Raw genomic sequence first — 20,991 nt, 5'->3', positions numbered from 1 at the left:
CTTCATGTTAAGAATTTTATAGATACAGAACTTTACTTTAATATATTATGTATATTATGTGTTTTTATTTTTTACTATATACAATTTATTAAATCCAATTTATTCTACAAATAATATAACATATATGATATATTATTTTTAAGTTAGTAACAACTAACCTTAAGGTGGTGATATTTTTGAAATATGCTTTTGTAGACTTTAGAATTTCTTTTGAGGAATTATTTGCTTTAGAAAATTTAAATTGTAAAGTTATCCTTTGCGAACCATGCAATTCATTATATCCAGCTATATGTGGTCATCCTGATATTCTTATGCATTTCATTGACAATAATAATGCCATCATTCATAAGGATGCATCTTCTACCTTTGAAGAAACTCTAAAATCTCTAAATCTAACAGTATTGAGAAGCACTAGCACTTTAACTGATAAATATCCTAATGATATTATCCTTAATGCTGTAAATACTCCTGATTTTTTTATGCATAATATAAGGTATACTGATAAAACTTTATTAGAAAATATTAATCATAAGACATTAATAAATATAAATCAAGGTTATACTAAATGCTCTACTGTAGTATTATCTAATAAGGCCTTTATAACTTCTGATATATGCATTTACAAAGAATTAAATAACTGTGGATATGATGTACTCTTAATTCCACCAGGTGACATTCTTTTACCTCATTTGAATTATGGCTTTATTGGAGGAACTTGTGGTATGGTAGATTCTAAAACTATAGTTTTTTATGGAGACCTAGATTTATATCCTCACGGGAATTTAATAAAAAGATTTTTAGATAAGCATGGCATAACACCTATTTCTTTAGCCAACTCTCAATTAATTGATAGAGGTAGTATATACTTTTTAGATATTCAGTAACTCATCTATACAAAATACTACAATATGAATTTTTAATACTTAATTTTAATGCCTCTCTCTAAGAAGCACATTTATATAATGCACAAAAAAAATAAAAAAGCAAGTAAATAAATTACTTGCTTTTTTGGAGGCGCCACCCAGATTTGAACTGGGGATAAAGGCTTTGCAGGCCTCTGCCTTACCACTTGGCTATAGCGCCATATTGGAGCGGAAGACGAGATTCGAACTCGCGACGTTCACCTTGGCAAGGTGACGCTCTACCACTGAGCCACTCCCGCGTAATAATGGTGGCTCGAGCAGGAATCGAACCAGCGACACGAGGATTTTCAGTCCTCTGCTCTACCGACTGAGCTATCGAGCCAGACACAAATTTTAGAATTTATTGGCGACCCAGAAGGGACTCGAACCCTCGACCTCCGGCGTGACAGGCCGGCACTCTAACCAACTGAGCCACTGGGCCATATGGTGGTCGCAACAGGGATCGAACCTGTGACCCCCTGCTTGTAAGGCAGGTGCTCTCCCAGCTGAGCTATGCGACCAAAATTTAAATTTGTGACACCATTATTAAAAATAATCTTTGCTAAGCTTAAAAATCAATAAATCTTCCAAGTCTTAACAAAGACTATTATATTAAATTTTTAGTTTATTGTCAATATGGTTTTTAGAATTTATTATAGAAATTAGTCAATAGCTTCTAATATTTTTTTAATATCTTCTGGTTTAAAATTATAGGTTTTATTACAGAAATGGCACAATATTTCTTCTGTCTTGCCCTCATCATATATCTCTTGTAAATCATCTTTACCAATACTAATCAGTACTCTTTCAACTCTTTCTCTTGAACAGTCGCATTTATACGCTGGTACTAAAGCATCATATATTTTCAAATCCATATCTTCAAATATAAATTCTAATATTTCTTCTATAGTCATTCCCTTCTCTATCATAGCTGTTACTGATGGAACTTCTTCCAATCTATAAGTTATAATATCTGCTAAGAATTCTGATGCACCTGGCATCATTTGTATAATAAATCCCCCAGCAGCTTTTATAGATAAATCCGTATCTACCAATACTCCTAAAGCAACAGCAGATGGTGTTTGCTCAGATACCGTAAAGTAATACGCTATATCATCGCCTACTTCTCCTGTATATATAGGCACTTGACCTACATAAGGTTCTTTAAGCCCCATATCCTTAATTACTTTTAGATATCCATTTTTACCTATAGCACCACCAACTTCTAATTTACCTTTTTCATTTAAAGGTAAATCCACTTTTGGGTTTCCTATATATCCTTTAACACTTCCATCATGATGGGCAGTAACAGTAACACCTTTTGCTTCTCCACCACCATCTATTTGAATAGTTAAACTATCAGTATCATTTTTTAGCATAGCACCCATTAAAACCCCACCAGTTAACATTCTCCCTACTGCTGCTGAAGCTGTTGGCATACATTCATGAGTTTTAGTTGCTTCATTCACTAATTCAGTAGTAATAGCTGCAATTATTCTTACTTGACCATCCTTTGCAGTGGCTCTAATTAATTTATCTTTCATTACTCTAACATCCTTTCTTACTCAAAACATAGGTTATTCTTTGTGTATTCTCGCCTATGGCAACTTCTTCATAGCAATTAAGTTTTTTTTCTATGACAAGGTTTGCTTCTTTTATAAATTTTTCTATTTTACTCTCACTATAGGCTCTCTCTCTGTGATGTTCATCAAATCTATGATACACTTGTCCTTCTTTAACAAAAAAGGTTAAGTACATATCAACAATATCCTCTTGTAATTGATTTTCCCAAATATATACCACATCTTCTCTGTCATAGTTAAAGCTATTATTTCCTAATATATTTTTTATTTTGTACTCTGTATTAATGTCAAAAATAAAAACGCCATCATCCTTTAAGTGTTTATTAACTGACACAAAATATAATTGAAGTTTTTCATCCTCAATTATATAATTAGTAGAATCCAATCCACAGGTTATCAGATCAAACTGCTTTTTAAGATTAAAAGTACATATATCTTGGCACATAACCTTAGCTTTAATTCCTTCTGCCTTTAATTTTTCATCAGCAATAGATAACATATACTCTGATAAATCTATAGCCGTTGTAAATATGAAGTTTTTCCCAATTAACTTGGTAAAATTCCCTGTACCACAAGCTAAATCTAAATACTCTCTTCTTCCAACATTATATTCCTTGCAAATCTCAATAATTTTATCTGCCCAACCTCTATAATTGATATCTTCATTAATAAGTTCATCGTATATATCAGCAAAATCATTATAACAGTCCATAGGTTCACCATCTTTTCTATATAATCACCTATTTATTTTACATTACTTTTTTTATTTTGTCTAAGAATTCTTCCATGACCATGTAACAAATCTCATATCTATATGTTTATTCATGAACTAAGCTATAATTATATCTCTTCACTAAATTAATATAATTTATCTTAATTATTCTAACAAAGTCTTAGTTAAACTTGATTATTATTAGTATATTATATAAAACTAAAAAAACTCATCATTCTTGGGAATATTTAGACCCTTCTTCTTTTTGGTCATCATACCTCCAATTCTCCCCGTTTCTTCTGCAGTTAAACTACTCCATCCAAATTCATTTACTTTTTCAGCCAAACCTAATTCTTCTACTATATCATATTTTATTTGCTCTCTTAAAGCCTCCTGTGGAGTTAATTCTTTATTAGCTTTTAATTTAGATTTTATTACTTTTTTTATAGGAGTCTTACCCACAAGCTTCCACCTCCGCGTTATTAAAATATAGTTTTAATGTAATAACTATATTTTCTACCATAGACTTTTTTTTATTCATTTCCTTTATAAATTCTACATTAGTTATTCATCCATCCCCTATGTATTATCAAAATAAATAATTAATCTCATTACATATTTTCACTTAAATAAATATATTTACATATAGTAGTTTTTTATGTATAATTATATATTATAACAATTAAATCTAATTATTATTTTAATATGAAATATTCACTATATTATTTCATATAATTTCATATGAATTAATATTTTTTCAATATCATTAATTATCTATCATCATTATTGTGAACTCTATTTCATTTTTCACTTATTAGCTTCACAAACTTTTATATTTGTGAAATATATATTTATAACTTTACCAAACCTTATTCAAATTAAATATAACCATTTTTAGTTTAACTTACATTACTTTTGCAAAATTTTTAATAATATCTCATCTTCGTTGATATGACATAATTCTTTAATTAGAGAATTATATTAGCATTGCTAATATTTTCATATTATAAATAGGGGGAAATATTTATGAAAAGCAAAAATATCTTAGCTTGTATTCTTACTTTATCCATAGCATCAACTATAATACTTGGATGTGGTAGATCAAGCAGTTCAGAGAACTCCGAGAAAACTAAAGAAGGCACTATTGATGAAAATCAATATATTAATGTACTGTTAGGTGCAGAACCACAAAGTCTAGACCCTTCAAAAACTTATGATGTCTATTCATCATACATCCATACTAATACTATGGAGGCTTTAACTAGATTAGGCGTAGATGAAGATGGTAATGACTTAGTTAAAGAAGGAATATCTAATAAATGGACTCAATCCGAAAATGGCTTAACTTGGACATTTAAATTGAGAGATGCTAAATGGAGTGATGGGCAACCTGTTACTGCAGATCAGTTTGTGTATGGTATCACTAGAACATTAGATCCAAATGTTGCTTCTCCAATGGGATATTTGCTTTATCCAATAAAAAATGCCGCTAAATTCAATGCTGGTAAAGCAAAAGCTGAAGAAGTTGGTGTAAAAGCCATTGATGATCACACTTTAGAAATCACATTAGAATCACCTTGTGCATATTTCTTAAACATGACTTACTTGAAAATAATGGAACCTCAAAGAAAAGACTTAATAGAAAAACATGCAGATAAATATGGCTCAGATGCAGACACTTTAATCTTCACTGGTCCATTTAAAATCTCTGAATGGGTACACAACAACAAAATTGAATTAGTAAAAAACCCCGAATATTGGGATGCTGAAAATGTAAAACTTGATAAAGCTACAATGAAAATAATTAAAGAAGAATCTGCTAGAATGAATGAAATATTTAATGGTTCTTTAGATTTAGCTAATGTAAGTTCCAAGGATTGGATTAACAAATTAAATGAAACCAGAAATTTTACAGTCAAAAAAGGTTACGATACTTCAATATGCTATAATTTTTTTAACCAAGAAAACAGATACTTCAAAAATGCAAAAATAAGAAAAGCTTTTCTCATAGCTGAAGACCGTGAAGGTGCAGTTTCAGCATTGTATAGAAACTTAGCAGAACCTTGTACAGCTTGGGTTCCACCATCAGTTAAAGTAGGTGAGGAAGAGTTTAGAAGTGCTACTGATTTTAATCCGGTAACCGAGCTAATAAAAGAAAATCCAGACCCTAAAAAATTACTTATAGAGGGTTTAAAGGAAGAAGGTTTAGATCCAGATCCTTCAAAGCATACTATTAAACTTCTTCAATCTGGCACTAGTTCTTACAGTAAAGAAATGGCAGAATTTTCTCAGGAGAATTATAATAAAACATTAGGAGTTAACATTGATGTAGATTATGTGGAATGGGCAATTTTCTGCGATAGGACAGATAACATGGATTATGAATTAGCAGGAATGTCAGTTACTGCCGATTATAATGATCCACTAACTTATTTTGATATGTTCCTTCATGATACTGCTTCCGTTAAAACTGGATGGAAGAACGATAAATATGAAGAGTTAATACAAAAAGCTAGAACCACTTCAGATCAAGAAACAAGAAAGAAGTTATTCCAAGAAGCAGAAAAAATTTTTATTTATGAAGATGCAGTGTGTAGTCCAACTACGTGGAGATTTAAAAATACTTATATTTATAATTATGTTAAAAATTATACTTCTCCAACCTTTGGATCTTTAGATTTAAAAGAAGTGTATACAGAAGGTAGACCATAATATAGAATTATAAAATAAAACTGTGTTTATATTACTTAAAGAACCTAATTAAACACAGTTTTTTATTGTATTTGTTAAAAACTACAGAAAAGGCTATCTCAAAGAAATGAGATAGCCTTTTTAAAATTATAATACTATTTTATATTATTTTCTACCTGAAGTGTAAGTGTATTTTAAATCAACTGTTCCAAATAATGGAGCACTGTAACTCTTAATATACTTTCTTACATATGTGTTTTTAAATCTCCAAGACTCTGGACTTATAACAGCATCTTCATATAATAAAATTCTTTCTGCTTGTTTAAATAATTCGGTTCTTTCTGCTGGGTCTACAGTTTTTGCTGCATCAGCTATAAGCTTATCGTATTTAGGATTTGACCATCCTGTCATTACAACGTTAGCTCCAGTTACCCAGAAATCAAGGAATGTGTTAGGGTCATTGTAGTCACCACCCCACGCCATAGCTGCTACTTGATAATCAAAGTTATCAGTTCTTTCTTGGAATTGTGCCCACTCAACATAATCAACTTTTACTTTTACACCAAGTTTATCTTCATAAACACGTTGTTGGAATTCAGCCCATACCTTATTTTCAGCTGAAGTACCTGATTCTAAGTAGTTAATAGTTATTTTAGATGGATCATCTCCAAGTCCTAACTCTTTCATTCCTTCAATTAATAGAGCCTTTGGATCTGGATTTTCATCTATAAGATCCTTAACTGGAGTATCACTTACTTTATCTCTGTAATCTTCTCCACCTATTTGTACTTTAGGAGGTACAAAAGACATAGCTGGCTCTCCTAGACCTTTTCTTAAAGTCTTAATTTTATTTTCTCTATCTTCAGCTACCATAAATGCTTTTCTTACTTTAGCATTACTAAATAACTTATCTTTATGGTTGAAGAAAGTATAAGTAGTAGAACCATCATATCCTTTTTTAGCCTCATACTCACCAGTTTTATCAAATTTTTCTATCCATTCTGGTTTAGAAACTGCTGCCATATCTAATGAACCATTAAGTAATTCATTCATTTGAGCAGACTCTTCTTTAATTATCTTCATTGTAGCTTTATCAAGTTTTACATTTTCAGCATCCCAATATTCTGGATTTTTAGTAAATTCAATCTTATTGTTGTGTACCCATTCAGAGATTATGAATGGTCCACTATATACCATTGTATTTGCTTCAGATCCATATTTATCGCCATGTTCTTTTATTATATCCTCTCTTTGTGGTTGCATTACTTTAAAGTATGTTAAATCTAAGAAGTATGAACATGGTGAATTTAATGTAAATTCAATTGTTTTATCATCTACAGCCTTAACACCTAAATCTTCTGCTTTAGCTTTACCTGCGTTAAATTCTGAAGCATTTTTGATTGGGTATAATAAGAATGCATATGGTGATGCAGTATTTTGATCTAAAGTTCTAGTGATACCATAAACGAAGTCTTTTGCAGTAATTGCTTTTCCATCACTCCATTTAGCATCTCTTAACTTAAATGTCCAAACAGATTTGTCATCGTTAGGTTTCCAGCTTTCAGCTATACCTTCTATGATTTTATCTTTTCCAGCTTCATCTTGAATAATTCTTGTTAATGCCTCTTGGCTGTTTGCAAGAACTTGTGATGAATACAAATCACTTGATTTTGATTGATCAATTGTCTTTGGTTCAGCCCTCAATAATAAGTTAAGATACTGTTCTTTATCCATATCTCCAGAAGCAGCAGTCTCTCCACCTTTGCCCTCATCTTTTTTGTCATCTTTACCACAACCTACTAAAGCAACAGAAGTTACCATAGATACAGCTAGTAAAGCAGCTAATATTTTTTTGCTTTTCATGAATAATCCCCCTTCATTAATCATCAATATAATAGATATAATGTCATATCCATCTGATTTAAATTTATTATATATTAACACTTTCACTATTGCAATACCCATTATCTGAATATTTATAAGATTACCTCAATTCGACTTATTATCTTATATAAGTGCAAATATCTTATGAAATATTAATGCAACCTCTCATTTTGATTAATTATATTAATATTTTTTTAATTAAAATTTATTTATTAATTTATTTTACTTTTTTTCGTTTGTTTATTTTTCTTTTTTCTTCTTTTTTCTCTATTAATCGGGTTTTATTTGCATTTAAATTCGAAATTTGTAATACGAATTTTATCATTTAATCACTACATATATTATATATATTATAGTATTTTAGATAATATTGACTTCTTTTCCCTAACTTTATAATGCATTAAATTAGAATTTTCTTATAAAGCCCACTTTTATAGGCAAAAACATCAAAGCATCTAAAAAAAGTGAAGCATTCGTTATTTGCTTCACTTTTTCTCATTTCATTATAATATTATTTTCTTCCAGTAGTATAAGTATATTTTAAGTCTATTGTTCCAAATAATGGAGCAGTGTAGTTTTTAACATACTTTCTTACATAAGTATTTTTAAATCTCCAAGCTTCTGGACTTACAACACCATCTTCATATAATAGTATTCTTTCAGCTTCTTTGAAAAGTTCAGCTCTTTCATTCGGATCATCACTTTTTCCTGCTTTAGCTATAAGTTCATCGTACTTAGGATTTGACCAACCTGTTGGTACAACTCCAGCTGTTGATGTCCATAAATCTAAATATGTGTTAGGGTCATTATAGTCTCCAGTCCATGCCATACCTGCAACTTGATAATCAAAATTATCAGTTCTTTCTTGGAATTGTGCCCATTCAACAAAATCAACTTTAACATTAATTCCAAGTTTTTTTGTATAAACTTGTTGTTGGAATTCAGCATATTCTTTAGCTACCGCATCAGTACCTGATTGTAAGTAACTAATGGTTATTTTAGATGGATCTTCTCCAAGCCCTAGTTCCTTCATACCTTCTATTAATAATGCTTTTGGATCTGTATTTTCATCCATTAATTTTTGAACTGGTAATTCATTTACTTTTGTTCTATATTCTTCTCCACCTATTTGTACAGACTTTGGTACAAAACCTAGAGCAGGTTCGCCAAGACCTTTTCTTAAAGTCTTAATTTTATTTTCTCTATCTTCTGCTACTATAAATGCTTTTCTTACCTTAGCATTACTGAATAATTTATCTTTAAGGTTAAAGAAAGTATATGTAGTCGAACCATCATATCCTTTTTTAGCTTCATATTCACCAGCAGAATCAAACTTTTCTATCCATTCTGGTTTAACTACTGTAGCCATATCTAATGAACCATTAAGTAATTCATTCATTCTAGCAGACTCTTCTTTTATTATTTTCATTGTAACTTTATCAAGTTTTACATTTTCAGCATCCCAATATTCAGGATTCTTAACAAATTCTACTTTATTATTATGTACCCATTCAGATATCATAAATGGTCCACAATATACCATACTGTTAGCTTCTGAACCATATTTATCACCGTGTTCTTTTACTATATCTTCTCTTTGTGGTTGCATTACTTTAAAGTATGTTAAATCAAGAAAGTATGCACATGGTGATGCTAATGTAAACTCAACAGTTTTTTCGTCTAGAGCTTTAACTCCTAAATCTTCTGCCTTAGCTTTACCAGAGTTGAATTCTACAGCGTTAGCAATAGGATATAATAGGAAAGCATATGGTGATGCAGTATTTTGATCTAGAGTTCTAGTAATACCATATACAAACTGTTCTGCAGTAACTGGTTTACCATCACTCCATTTAGCATCTCTTAATTTAAATGTCCAAGTTAATTTATCATCTGAAGTTTCCCAGCTTTCAGCTATACCCTTTTCAATTTTATCTTTACCATTTTCATCTTGTACAATTCTTGTTAATGATTCTTGACAGTTTGCAAGAATTTGTGAAGAATATGAATCACTTGATTTAGATTGGTCAATTGTTTTTGGTTCAGATTGTAAAAGCATATTTAAATATTGTTCAGCATCTGCTTCTCCATTAGTAGCAGTTCCTGCACCCTTTTCTTCGCCTTTACCACACCCAACTAATGCCGCTGATGTTACCATAGATAATGCTAATAATGATGCTAGTATTTTTTTACTCTTCATAAGTAATCCCCCTTAAAATAATTTGGTTTAGTTCAAAAATTAAAAATTTTCTTTCTAACCTCGGCTCATCTTTGCGTTATTCATTGTGCATATTTCTACACATTTCCTCATAACTTTTATTTATATTTATAGTACACTCTTTTTACGACAATGTCAATGTTGACCACTTCCACTTAAGACATTATAATTTTAATTTTATTCAATTATACGAATTATTACCTATATTTTTTACGTAAAATTCCCTATATTTCAACAAAGTATTATAAATTCACGAATGGCAATTGATTCTATTACCATTGGTACACCCTATCTTCAAGGTTTCATATTTTTCTTTGTCGTAATTTGTAGTTTTTTTCATAAATTAATCATTAAAAGAAGATATATGAATTTCGTTTTTTAATAAAATTCTTTTTTCTGTATTTTCTTTAAATAAAACTCAATTAAATTCAATATGATATTTACTACTAAACACCCATATATGACCTCCTTTTATAATATTATTAAAAGATATACGAATTTATATACCTGGTAATAAAACTCAATAAATGAATAAAATTGATAGTCATTGGATAAAGTCTTTGTTTGAAATTACAATGATTAAAAACAAAATTTGACTAAGCTTTTAAATAAAAAAATAAGAGTGCTTAAGCACTCTTATTTTTTTATTTAAATTATAGTATATGACATGCAGCAAAGTGATTTGGCTCAATTTCTCTAAACTCAGGAGTTTTTTCACTACATATAGGCTTTGCATATCTACATCTAGGTGCAAATCTACAACCTGGTTTAGGATTTATTGGACTTGGCACTTCTCCTTCTAAAGGTATTCTTGCTTTTTTCTTAGTTGCATCAGGATCAGGAATTGGAATCGCTGATAATAACGCTTGAGTATATGGATGTAAAGGCTTATCATATAAATCTTTACTACTAGCAAGTTCTACCATAGTTCCTAAATACATAACTCCAACTCTATCAGATATGTGTTTAACCATTGATAGGTCATGGGCTATGAATAAATATGTTAATCCTAATTCATTTTGCAATTTTATCAGCAAGTTAACAACTTGCGCTTGAATAGATACATCTAGAGCAGATATAGGCTCATCACAAACTATGAAGTCTGGTTCTATAGCAAGAGCTCTTGCTATCCCTATTCTCTGTCTTTGTCCACCCGAAAACTCATGAGGGAATCTAGATGCGTGCTCTTTATTTAGTCCTACTAATTGTAGTAATTCATAAATTCTAGCCTGTCTTTCATTACCTTTGTGAAGGTTATGAATATCTATTCCTTCCCCAATAATATCTCCAACAGTCATTCTTGGATTTAGCGATGCATAAGGGTCTTGGAATATTATTTGAGCTCTTCTAGTAAACTCTTTTTTCTGTTTTTTATCATATTTACTAATATCGTCTCCATCAAATAATATTTCACCACCAGTCGCTCCATAAAGTCCCATTACAGTTCTTCCACACGTTGTTTTTCCACAACCTGATTCTCCAACAAGACCTAATGTTTCACCTTTAAATATATTAAAACTAACATCGTCTACCGCCTTAAGTGTAGCATTCCTACCAACCTCGAAATATTTCTTAAGATTCTTTACTTCAATTAAAACTTCTTTTTTATTTGATTCAGCCATCTTATTCACCTCTTCTTAACGCTTCTGGAACTTCAACCTTAGGTGCCATTGGGTGTTTTAACCAACACAACACTTGGTGATCGTTCTCTACATTAGTTACTTCTGGCATTTCCTCTAAACATATTTGCATACAATATTCACATCTTGCAGCAAAAGGACATCCAACTGGTGGTTTAACTAAGTCTGGCGGAGTACCGTTTAAAGCGTAAAGCGTATCCTTATTTTTTGTCTCAAGTCTTGGAACTGATTGAAGCAATGCCCATGTATAAGGGTGTTGAGGATTTGCAAATATTTCTTCTACAGTACCTCTTTCGATAACTTGTCCCGCATACATTACTTGAATTCTATCCGCAGTATCCGCTACTACTCCAAGATCGTGAGTAATAAGTATAACTGCAGTTCCTAGTTTCTTTTGAAGATCTCCTATAAGATCCATTATTTGAGCTTGTATTGTAACATCTAGAGCAGTAGTTGGCTCGTCCGCAATAAGTATCTTAGGATTACATGCAAGAGCTATAGCTATCATAGCTCTTTGTCTCATACCACCTGAGAATTCATGCGGATATTGATGAGCTCTCTTATCAGCATTTGGTATATTAACAAGATCAAGCATTTTTATTGCTTCTTTCATAGCTTCAGCTTTATTCATACCTCTATGAATTATTAAACTCTCAGCAATTTGCTTACCAACTGTCATTGTAGGATTTAATGAAGTCATAGGATCTTGGAATATCATAGATATATCTGATCCCCTTAATTTTCTTAATTCCTTCTCGTTCATATCTAAAATATTTTTACCCTCAAAAATGATTTTAGAATCTTTTTTAATTTCTGCTGGCATTGGTTCTGGTAACAGCCTCATTATAGCCTTTGATGTAACTGTTTTTCCACAACCTGATTCTCCAACTATAGCTAAAGTTTCACCCTTATCAAGATGGAAATCTACACCTCTTACTGCTTTTACTTCACCCGCATAGGTATGAAATGAAACTTGTAAATTTTCTATATCTAAAATTCTTTCCATTTGCCATTCCCCCCTTATTGACGTAATTTAGGATCTAGTGCGTCTCTTAAACCATCACCTAATAAATTAAAAGATAACATTGTTAACGAAATCGCTAAGGCAGGGAAAATTAATTGATAAGCGTAGAACATTATAGTCTGTTGTCCTGCTGCTGCAAGAGCTCCCCAACTTGTCATTGGTGATTGAACACCTATTCCTAAGAAACTTAAGAAAGCTTCTGCAAATATAAATGATGGTATATCGAATGTTATAGCAACAATCATAACACCTAAAGTATTTGGTACTAAGTGTTTTGCTATTACTCTTGAAGCATTTGCTCCCAGTGCTTTTGCAGCAAGTACGTATTCTTGTTCTTTAATTTGTAAAAGTTGTCCCCTTACAAGTCTAGCCATATAACACCATCCTGTAATGGTCATAGCTATAATAAGTGGTATCATACTACCACCATCCATAATAACCCTGATAAGTATAACTAAAACTAGGTATGGAATACTTACTAAAATTTCTAGTATTCTCATCATGATATCATCAGCAATTCCACCAAGATATCCAGCTATACCACCGTAAATTGTTCCTACAACAGTGTCGATAACAGCTCCAATTAACCCTATAGCGATAGATATTCTACCACCTATCCAAACTCTTGTAAACAAATCTCTACCTAAACTATCTGTTCCAAACCAATATGTTGCGTTTGGTTTTAAGTTTAACATATCATTATTTGTAGCTTGATATTCAAAATTACTTATCATAGGTCCTATTATTGTCATCAATGTAATTATTCCTAATAACACCAACGAAAGCATCGCAACTTTATTCTTTTTAAGTCTTCTCCATGCATCTTGCCAGTAGGTCATACTAGGTCTAAGTATTCCCTCTGAATCTAGGTTATCACAACCTATAATTTGAAATTTTTCTTTTGAAAATTCTGCCATACTTATCCCTCCTAACGCTTTCCGCTTGATACTCTTATTCTTGGGTCAACTAATCCATAGATTATATCAACTAAGAATAATGCAACTATAAATAATGCTGATACAAATATTGATTGTCCCATTATCATAGTATAATCTCTATCAGTAATTGCTGATACGAAATATTGTCCAAGTCCCGGTATTGAAAATATACTTTCAACTACGAAGGAACCTGTAAATATACCAGCAACTTGTGGTCCTAGAAGGGTAATAGCTGGTAAAATAGCATTCCTTATAACATGTTTAAATACTAAACTAACATTAGAAACCCCTTTAGCCTTAGCTGTTATTATATAATCTTGTCCAATAACATCCAAACAGTTAGCTCTCATATATCTTGCATATGTAGCTATAGGAGCTAAACTTAATGCTATGGTAGGTAATATAGTATGCTTAAACTCGCCCCACCCTGTTGTTGGCAACCATGTTAATTTAACTGTGAAGAAGAATTGTAGTAGTGATGCTACAACAAAACTTGGTACAGATATACCAACTATGGCTATGAACATTACTAAATAATCTGGCCATTTTCCTCTTTTAAATGCAGCTACAATACCTAATAAGATACCTATTGTAACTCCCAGTATAAGACCTTGTCCTCCAATTCGTGCTGAAATAGGTGCATGTTTCATAATAGTCTCTGTAATATCTCTTCCCGGAGATGCTAGAGATTGTCCTAAATCTCCTTTGACAGCATTCTTAACGAATAATCCATATTGAGTTAAAAGTGGCTTATTTAATCCATATTTAGCATAGTAGTTAGCTTTTATTTGCTCTGGAAGCTTTCTTGCTGCAACCGCAAGTGGATCTCCAGGCATAGCATGGATAAGCATAAATGTTATTGATGATGCAATGAATAATGTCAATAACATATATCCAAATCTTTTTAGAGTAAATTTAAACATCGTCATCCCTCCATTTTTAAGTAAAAATATGCAATAAAATCCCCATCTACTGCATTTCCCCCAACATTAACCTTTTTCTACCTTAAGCACAATGAGACATTATTAGAAATTACATCTCTCCTATAGACTCCTATAAATGAAATGTAAATATTTAAGACACCGCTAAGCTTATTAATGATATCGTATACAAAGTCGTTGTTTTATAATTTGCAACATTATGTATTATGATATTATAAAACTTTAGCACTTTTTTATTCTTTTTTTGCCTCATATCAACTTTTAAAATGTAATGCATTATTTCCCCTTACTAACACCTCCCACACTAATAATAAAATCTAGTAAGGCTTCATTCCTTTAACATTACTAAAACACACTTAAGATGCTATTGTGAAATTAGCAAAAATGATTTATTTAAATAGTTAGTTCCTTTCAAATATTTTGACAATTGCCACAATATCAAAGCCACTTCCTTTTCAAAAGCAACACTAAGAAATTAACTCTCAGTATTTTAATCATTCATACATATTTCATAGTTAATATGTGGTTATGTATTTTAGTAGTTATAATTGTTAAAAGTATGAAAATAAAAATAATAATAAATTCATTTTTTATAATATTAACACAGGGTTCTGTAAGTTGTCAAACTATTTTAATACATAATTTGTTCTTAAGATTACAAATTGCAACAAAATATTAGATAATATTTTAAATTCATATTATTAAATCTTCTATACACCTTCATATTTTTACATATTTAAACAAATGCATCTTTTTATTTAAAATATTATCTTGCGGATTTTTAATATGATTCATTTATATCTAAAATCTTATTATCTACTCTTTAAATTGACCTAACACTTCCTTACTTTCATCTTCCCCTTAACAATCTGGGCTTAATAATATCTACATACATTGTATTATGCTTTTACTTCCGTTGACATCTTTGGTATATATCTCTGCTATAATAAAAATTTTATATATAAATTTAATAAAGTTATATAACTTTATCTACTTAAGTTATATAATGTATTATAAATATAAGTTAAGTGAGGTGGTATTTTTGAAATACAATGTTGCTATAGTCGGGGCTACTGGAATGGTGGGAAGACAATTCATAAATATTTTAGCTGAAAGAAATTTTCCCATAGAGGATTTATATCTTTTTTCATCTGCCAGGTCTGCTGGAACTACTATACACTTTAATGGAAAAGATATATTGGTAGAAGAACTTAAGAAAGAAAATATAATTAACAAAAAAATTGATTTAGCTCTTTTTTCAGCTGGTGGAGATGTCAGCTTAGAATTTGCTCCTATATTCGCAGAACACAATACCGTGGTTATAGATAATAGTAGTGCATGGAGAATGGATCCTAGAGTTCCTCTGGTAGTTCCTGAGGTTAATGGTGAAGATATTAAATGGCATAATGGTATTATTGCTAATCCTAACTGTTCTACTATTCAAGCAATGGTTGCTCTTAAACCTCTTGATATTAAATATGGAATAAAAAGAGTTGTATACTCAACTTATCAAGCTGTATCCGGTGCTGGAGTTCAAGGGTTTAATGATCTAAAGGATGGAGTATCTAATGTTCCTCCTAAGAAATTTCAATATCCTATAGCCTATAATGTAATACCTCAAATTGATGTATTCTTAGATAATGGTTATACAAAGGAAGAAATGAAGATGATAAATGAAACCCATAAAATTCTTCATAATGATCAAATTAAAGTTACTGCTACCACAGTAAGGGTACCTGTATTCCATGGTCATAGCGAAAGTATTAACGTAGAATTTGAAAATACTTTTGAATTGGATGATATTTTCGACTTATTTAAAACTTTACCTGGAATTACTGTAATGGATGATATAAAAAATAATATTTATCCTATGCCTGTAGATATAGAAGGTCAGGATGACGTTTATATTGGAAGAATCAGACGTGATTTTAGTGTTGATAATGGTGTTAACCTATGGGTTGTTGCTGATAATATTAGAAAAGGTGCTGCCCTTAATGCAGTACAAATTGCAGAAGTTTTTATAAAAGAAAATTTAATAAAATAAATATAATGATTTAAGAGGTGTATATATGAGTATTTTTAAAGGTTCTGGTGTTGCAATTGTAACTCCATTTAGCAAAGACGGTGTAGACTTTCCTAAATTAAAAGAATTATTAGAATGGCATATTGAAAATGGAACTGACGCTATCATAGTATGTGGTACAACTGGAGAAGCATCTACTATGACAGAGGCTGAGAGAAAAGAAACTATAAAATTCACTGTAGATACAGTTAATAAGAGAATCCCTGTTATAGCTGGTACTGGTAGTAATAACACCATGGCTTCTGTTAAAATGAGCATCTACGCTGAGTCTGTTGGTGTAGATGGACTTTTAGTAATTAACCCTTACTACAATAAGACTTCAGTAAAAGGCTTAATTGCTCATTTTAAAACTATTGCTGAAGCTGTTAATACTCCTATAGTAGTATATAATGTACCATCTAGAACTGGCATGAATATTTCACCAAAGGCTCTCCATGAACTTTGTCAGCTAGATAATATTGTTGCTGTAAAGGAAGCTAGTGGAAATATAAGCCAAATTGCAGAAATAAAATATCTCTGTGGAGATAAATTAGATATATATTCTGGGAATGATAATGAAATTATACCAACTCTTGCTATAGGCGGACTTGGTATAATATCAGTTATTGCAAATATTGTACCTAAAGATGTTCATAATATATGTGAATTATTCTTTAATGGAGAAATAAAAGCAGCTCAAGAGTTATTTTTAAAAACAATCCCTTTAACTAATGCATGTTTCTGTGAAACAAACCCTATTCCTATAAAAACTGCCTTAAATCTTATGGGTCGAAGTGTTGGAAACTTAAGACTTCCATTAGTTGATATGGATGATAATAATTTAGAGACTTTGAAAGAAGCTCTAAAAAACTACTACTTATTATAAAGGAGACTATACATGGTAAAGATTTTATTAGTTGGATGTAACGGAAAAATGGGTCATATGATTTCAAAGGTAGCTTCTACTTCTGAAACACTAAATATTCAAGCTGGAGTAGATATGAATACAGAATCTAATTTTAATTACTCTATTTATGATTCCATAGATAAAGTAACAGAAGAAGTAGATGTAATTCTGGACTTCTCAAGACCTTCAAGTTTAGACTCTATATCAAAATATGCTTTAGCTCACTCATTACCAGTAGTATTTTGCACTACTGGCTATACGGAAGAACAAATAGTTCATATTAAAAATCTACAAAATTCAATTCCTGTGTTCTATTCCGCTAATATGTCTATAGGAATTAATATAATAAATAATTTATTAAAATCTATTAGCAATAAACTATATACAGATTTTGATATTGAGATAATAGAAAAACATCACAATCAAAAGGTAGATGCTCCAAGTGGTACTGCACTACTTCTTGCAAATACTATAAAGGACTCTATAGAAGAAGAAACAACCTTCAACTATGGTAGAGAAGGAATCTCTAAAAGAGAACACAAGGAAATAGGAATTCATGCAATCCGTGGTGGAAATATTATAGGTGACCATGAAGTTATATTTGCTGGTATGGGTGAAGTAATTGAAATTAAACACTCTGCTATTTCAAGAGAAGTATTCGCTGTAGGCGCTTTAAAGGCTTGTGAGTATGTTCATAACAAACCAAAAGGCATATATTCTATGGACGATGTAGTTAAATAGTAAATCAAATTTAGTTCAAATAAAAAGTGTTATGAAATCTATATTTTCATAACACTTTTATTTAATATTTACTTATCTTTTATATTTAACCCTTAGTTAAGCTTTATCTGATTTAACCACTGTTCCATTAAATCTAAAGATAATTTTAAATTTTCCATGCTGTAGCAATAAGAAATTCTAACATACCCTTCTCCACCTTTTCCAAATGCAGTTCCTGGTACTACGGCTACCTTAGTATCCTCAAGTAGCTTATCACAAAAATCTTCACTACTAAATCCAAAGGATTTTATACACGGAAATATATAAAATGCTCCCTGTGGTCTTATAACTTCAAGCCCCATAGAAACTAGTCTATCATAGACATAATCCCTTCTTATCTTTAATTCTGATTTTATATGTTCCATATGGTACATAGACTTCTTAAGTCCTTCTAAAGCTCCATATTGACCAATAGACGGTGCACATGACACATTGTATTGATGAACCTTTATTATGCTATTTAATATCCATTCCGCTGCACATACATATCCTATTCTAATTCCTGTCATGGAAAACATTTTTGAAAATCCACCTATAAGTATAAGTTTATCTTTTAACTTTCCATACTGTGATATAGAGTTAAATTCTCCAAATACAATAGAGCTATAAATTTCATCACTTACAATTAATATATCTTTATCTTTTAATATATTAAATAATCTATCACATTGATCCTTGGTCAAAAGTTGTCCTGTAGGATTTGATGGATAAGATACTACCATCACCTTAGGACACTCTTTCTCTATAACTCTCTCCAATTGCTCCATATCTAAAGATAAATCTTCCTTAATATTATAATTTATTACCTCTCCACCAAGAATCTTAACACAATTTTCATAGGCAGGATATGCAATGGAAGGTATTAGAACTTTATCTCCTGGATTTAATATTCCAGTAAAAGTAGATAATAATCCTTCACTTCCTCCTACAGTTACACATATTTCTTTACTGGAGAAACTTATATTTAAAGAATTTAGATACTTAGAAATTTCTTCTCTTAACTCTTCTATCCCAGCATTAGGTGTATAAGTAGTCCTATCTTCATCAAGAGACTTTTTCATAGCCTCTTTTATTTCCCCAGGTATTTTAAAATCTGGCTCACCTAGAGTTAGTGATATAGCACCTTCTATCTTAGCGACCTTATTATAAAATTTCCTTATTCCTGATATTTCTATATTATCTATATTACTTGACAACCTCATAATTTATACCTTATACTCCTTAGAATTCTATTCCTCTTCTTGCTGGAACCCCTTCATTAAAGTAGTGTTTAAGATCTTTCATTTCAGTAACTAAATTAGCTCTTTGCATTATTGATTCTGGCACATTTCTACCTGTCATTATAAGTTCTACATCATCTGGTTTTTTATCTATCAATTCTATTAATTGTTCTTCTGTAATTAACCCATTAGATAAAGTTCCCATTATTTCATCCATTATCAATATATCACAATTTCCTTCTTCCAACTGTTTTATACAAAACTTATACGCTTCTTGAATATCCTCTTTTAGCTCTAACTTTTCTTGATCATTTAATGTCCAAAAAAATCCTCTAGGTCTTTCAAATCTATGAATAGTAAAATATGGAGCCATAAGTTTAGCTGACTCTAATTCTCCTGTTGCATCACTTTTTAAAAACTGAACCATACATACTCTATATTTATTTCCAGCAGCTCTAGTTGCAAGCCCCACCGCTGCTGTAGTTTTTCCTTTTCCGTTTCCAGTATATATTTGAATATATCCTTTGTTTAAGTTTCCCATATATTTACCTCCTAGGTCTACTTTTTTAATTTTATTATATCATTTACAAATAAAATATTCCATTATATATGATTTTTATGATATAACTATAGATATACTATATTGATAAATTAAATATACTAAGTATTATATTCAAAAATATCTTATTTATTTATAATTATTGTTGAGTTTTTAGGATAATATATAAATGAATATATATTACTTGTCGAAAGGAGTTAGAGGTATGGAATATAACTTTACTGATCCATATGAAATTGCTAGATTTATAAAGGAGTCAAAGAAATCAACCCCTGTGAAAGCTTATGTTAAAGGTGATCTAAAGGATTGTAACTTTGAAAATGTAGACTGTTTTGGCGAAGGCAGCTTTTATGTTTTATTTGGCGATAGCGCTGATATAAATAATTTTTTAGATGCAAATAAAGAAAAAATACATAACTACAGGCTTGAATCTGATAGAAGAAACTCAGCTATACCTATGCTTGATACAAGAAGTATAAATGCTAGAATTGAGCCAGGTGCAATAATCCGTGATAGAGTTTCTATTGGAAATAATGCTGTTATTATGATGGGTGCTGTTATCAACATAGGTGCTGAAATCGGTGATGAAACCATGGTAGATATGAATGCTGTTGTAGGTGCTAGAGGAAAGCTTGGTAAAGGGGTCCACCTTGGAGCTGGAGCAGTAGTTGCTGGAGTTTTAGAACCACCTAGCAAGTCTCCATGTGAAATTGGTGACCATGTACTTATAGGAGCTAATGCAGTAATCTTAGAAGGTGTAAAAATAGGAAATCATTCAGTAGTAGCTGCTGGTGCTATCGTTACAACAGATGTACCTGAAAATGTAGTTGTAGCTGGCTCTCCAGCTAAAATAATTAAACATGTAGATGATAAAACTAAGAGTAAAACTGAAATCTTAGCTGATTTAAGAAAATAATAAATTATAAAATAACA

17 protein-coding genes and 5 tRNA genes are annotated in these 20,991 nt (G+C 30.8%); 6 read left to right on the top strand and 16 right to left on the bottom strand.

Going from position 1 to position 20,991, the window contains the following annotated elements; all coding sequences use genetic code 11:
- The first annotated feature begins 176 nt into the window (after positions 1-176).
- Entirely contained in the window at positions 177-884 is a 708-nt protein-coding gene (locus B3B03_RS15395) for a DUF6873 family GME fold protein (protein WP_346848590.1), read from the top strand.
- Positions 885-1,009: 125 nt separating this feature from the next.
- Here the strand turns inward: B3B03_RS15395 and B3B03_RS15390 are convergent.
- The 8 genes from B3B03_RS15390 to B3B03_RS15355 form a co-directional block, all read right to left on the bottom strand.
- A tRNA-Cys gene (locus B3B03_RS15390) sits at positions 1,010-1,083 on the bottom strand.
- A gap of 4 nt (positions 1,084-1,087) precedes the next feature.
- Positions 1,088-1,162: transfer RNA gene (locus B3B03_RS15385), tRNA-Gly, on the bottom strand.
- A 7-nt stretch (positions 1,163-1,169) separates the two neighbouring features.
- A tRNA-Phe gene (locus B3B03_RS15380) sits at positions 1,170-1,245 on the bottom strand.
- 22 nt (positions 1,246-1,267) lie between these two features.
- A tRNA-Asp gene (locus tag B3B03_RS15375) sits at positions 1,268-1,344 on the bottom strand.
- A 3-nt stretch (positions 1,345-1,347) separates the two neighbouring features.
- A tRNA-Val gene (locus B3B03_RS15370) sits at positions 1,348-1,423 on the bottom strand.
- A gap of 141 nt (positions 1,424-1,564) precedes the next feature.
- Complete coding sequence (gene hslO, locus B3B03_RS15365; RefSeq protein ID WP_346848589.1) at positions 1,565-2,446, bottom strand: Hsp33 family molecular chaperone HslO; 882 nt, start codon at positions 2,444-2,446, stop codon at positions 1,565-1,567.
- A 4-nt stretch (positions 2,447-2,450) separates the two neighbouring features.
- Positions 2,451-3,197, bottom strand: a complete 747-nt coding sequence (locus B3B03_RS15360) for a class I SAM-dependent methyltransferase (RefSeq protein WP_346848588.1) — start codon at positions 3,195-3,197, stop codon at positions 2,451-2,453.
- 219 nt (positions 3,198-3,416) lie between these two features.
- A complete protein-coding gene (locus tag B3B03_RS15355; protein ID WP_346848587.1) occupies positions 3,417-3,659 on the bottom strand; it encodes a small, acid-soluble spore protein, alpha/beta type in 243 nt (80 codons plus the stop codon).
- A 564-nt stretch (positions 3,660-4,223) separates the two neighbouring features.
- Between B3B03_RS15355 and B3B03_RS15350 the strand changes: the two genes are divergently transcribed.
- Positions 4,224-5,909 (top strand): peptide ABC transporter substrate-binding protein, encoded by a 1,686-nt coding sequence (locus B3B03_RS15350; protein ID WP_346877764.1) that lies wholly within the window; start codon positions 4,224-4,226, stop codon positions 5,907-5,909.
- A gap of 144 nt (positions 5,910-6,053) precedes the next feature.
- Here B3B03_RS15350 and B3B03_RS15345 read toward each other — a convergent pair whose 3' ends face one another.
- The 6 genes from B3B03_RS15345 to B3B03_RS15320 form a co-directional block, all read right to left on the bottom strand.
- Positions 6,054-7,751 (bottom strand): peptide ABC transporter substrate-binding protein, encoded by a 1,698-nt coding sequence (locus B3B03_RS15345; RefSeq protein WP_346848585.1) that lies wholly within the window; start codon positions 7,749-7,751, stop codon positions 6,054-6,056.
- Positions 7,752-8,283: 532 nt separating this feature from the next.
- Positions 8,284-9,969, bottom strand: coding sequence for a peptide ABC transporter substrate-binding protein (locus B3B03_RS15340; protein ID WP_346848584.1), 1,686 nt, complete (start codon positions 9,967-9,969; stop codon positions 8,284-8,286).
- Positions 9,970-10,640: 671 nt separating this feature from the next.
- A complete protein-coding gene (locus B3B03_RS15335) occupies positions 10,641-11,609 on the bottom strand; it encodes an oligopeptide/dipeptide ABC transporter ATP-binding protein (protein WP_150846023.1) in 969 nt (322 codons plus the stop codon).
- Position 11,610: 1 nt separating this feature from the next.
- Entirely contained in the window at positions 11,611-12,633 is a 1,023-nt protein-coding gene (locus B3B03_RS15330) for an ABC transporter ATP-binding protein (RefSeq protein ID WP_346848583.1), read from the bottom strand.
- A 14-nt stretch (positions 12,634-12,647) separates the two neighbouring features.
- A complete protein-coding gene (locus tag B3B03_RS15325; protein ID WP_346848582.1) occupies positions 12,648-13,568 on the bottom strand; it encodes an ABC transporter permease in 921 nt (306 codons plus the stop codon).
- An 11-nt stretch (positions 13,569-13,579) separates the two neighbouring features.
- Complete coding sequence (locus B3B03_RS15320; RefSeq protein ID WP_346848581.1) at positions 13,580-14,512, bottom strand: ABC transporter permease; 933 nt, start codon at positions 14,510-14,512, stop codon at positions 13,580-13,582.
- Between the two features lie 1,060 nt (positions 14,513-15,572).
- On the opposite strand from B3B03_RS15320, the gene B3B03_RS15315 reads away from it, so the two are divergent.
- The 3 genes from B3B03_RS15315 to dapB are packed head-to-tail and all read left to right on the top strand — an operon-like array spanning position 15,573 to position 18,240.
- Positions 15,573-16,574 carry an aspartate-semialdehyde dehydrogenase gene (locus tag B3B03_RS15315; RefSeq protein ID WP_346848580.1) on the top strand — a complete coding sequence of 334 codons (1,002 nt, stop codon included), beginning with the start codon at positions 15,573-15,575 and terminating at the stop codon, positions 16,572-16,574.
- Between the two features lie 25 nt (positions 16,575-16,599).
- Positions 16,600-17,478: a 4-hydroxy-tetrahydrodipicolinate synthase gene (gene dapA / locus B3B03_RS15310; protein ID WP_346848579.1), complete on the top strand. Its 879-nt coding sequence runs from the start codon at positions 16,600-16,602 to the stop codon at positions 17,476-17,478.
- A gap of 12 nt (positions 17,479-17,490) precedes the next feature.
- Positions 17,491-18,240, top strand: a complete 750-nt coding sequence (gene dapB, locus B3B03_RS15305; RefSeq protein ID WP_346848578.1) for a 4-hydroxy-tetrahydrodipicolinate reductase — start codon at positions 17,491-17,493, stop codon at positions 18,238-18,240.
- A 92-nt stretch (positions 18,241-18,332) separates the two neighbouring features.
- Here dapB and B3B03_RS15300 read toward each other — a convergent pair whose 3' ends face one another.
- On the bottom strand, positions 18,333-19,481 hold the full coding sequence (locus tag B3B03_RS15300; RefSeq protein WP_346848577.1) for a pyridoxal phosphate-dependent aminotransferase: 1,149 nt from the start codon (positions 19,479-19,481) through the stop codon (positions 18,333-18,335).
- Between the two features lie 19 nt (positions 19,482-19,500).
- The gene (locus B3B03_RS15295; RefSeq protein WP_035133066.1) at positions 19,501-20,040 is read right to left on the bottom strand and encodes a cob(I)yrinic acid a,c-diamide adenosyltransferase; all 540 of its coding nucleotides are present in this window, start codon (positions 20,038-20,040) and stop codon (positions 19,501-19,503) included.
- A 223-nt stretch (positions 20,041-20,263) separates the two neighbouring features.
- Between B3B03_RS15295 and dapD the strand changes: the two genes are divergently transcribed.
- Entirely contained in the window at positions 20,264-20,974 is a 711-nt protein-coding gene (gene dapD, locus B3B03_RS15290) for a 2,3,4,5-tetrahydropyridine-2,6-dicarboxylate N-acetyltransferase (RefSeq protein WP_150846032.1), read from the top strand.
- Positions 20,975-20,991 lie beyond the last annotated feature (17 nt).

Source organism: Clostridium sp. UBA5712, assembly GCF_002419845.1.
GTDB classification, from domain to species: Bacteria; Bacillota; Clostridia; order Clostridiales; family Clostridiaceae; genus Clostridium_J; species Clostridium_J sulfidigenes.
This window is presented reverse-complemented; position numbering and strand designations above follow the sequence as displayed.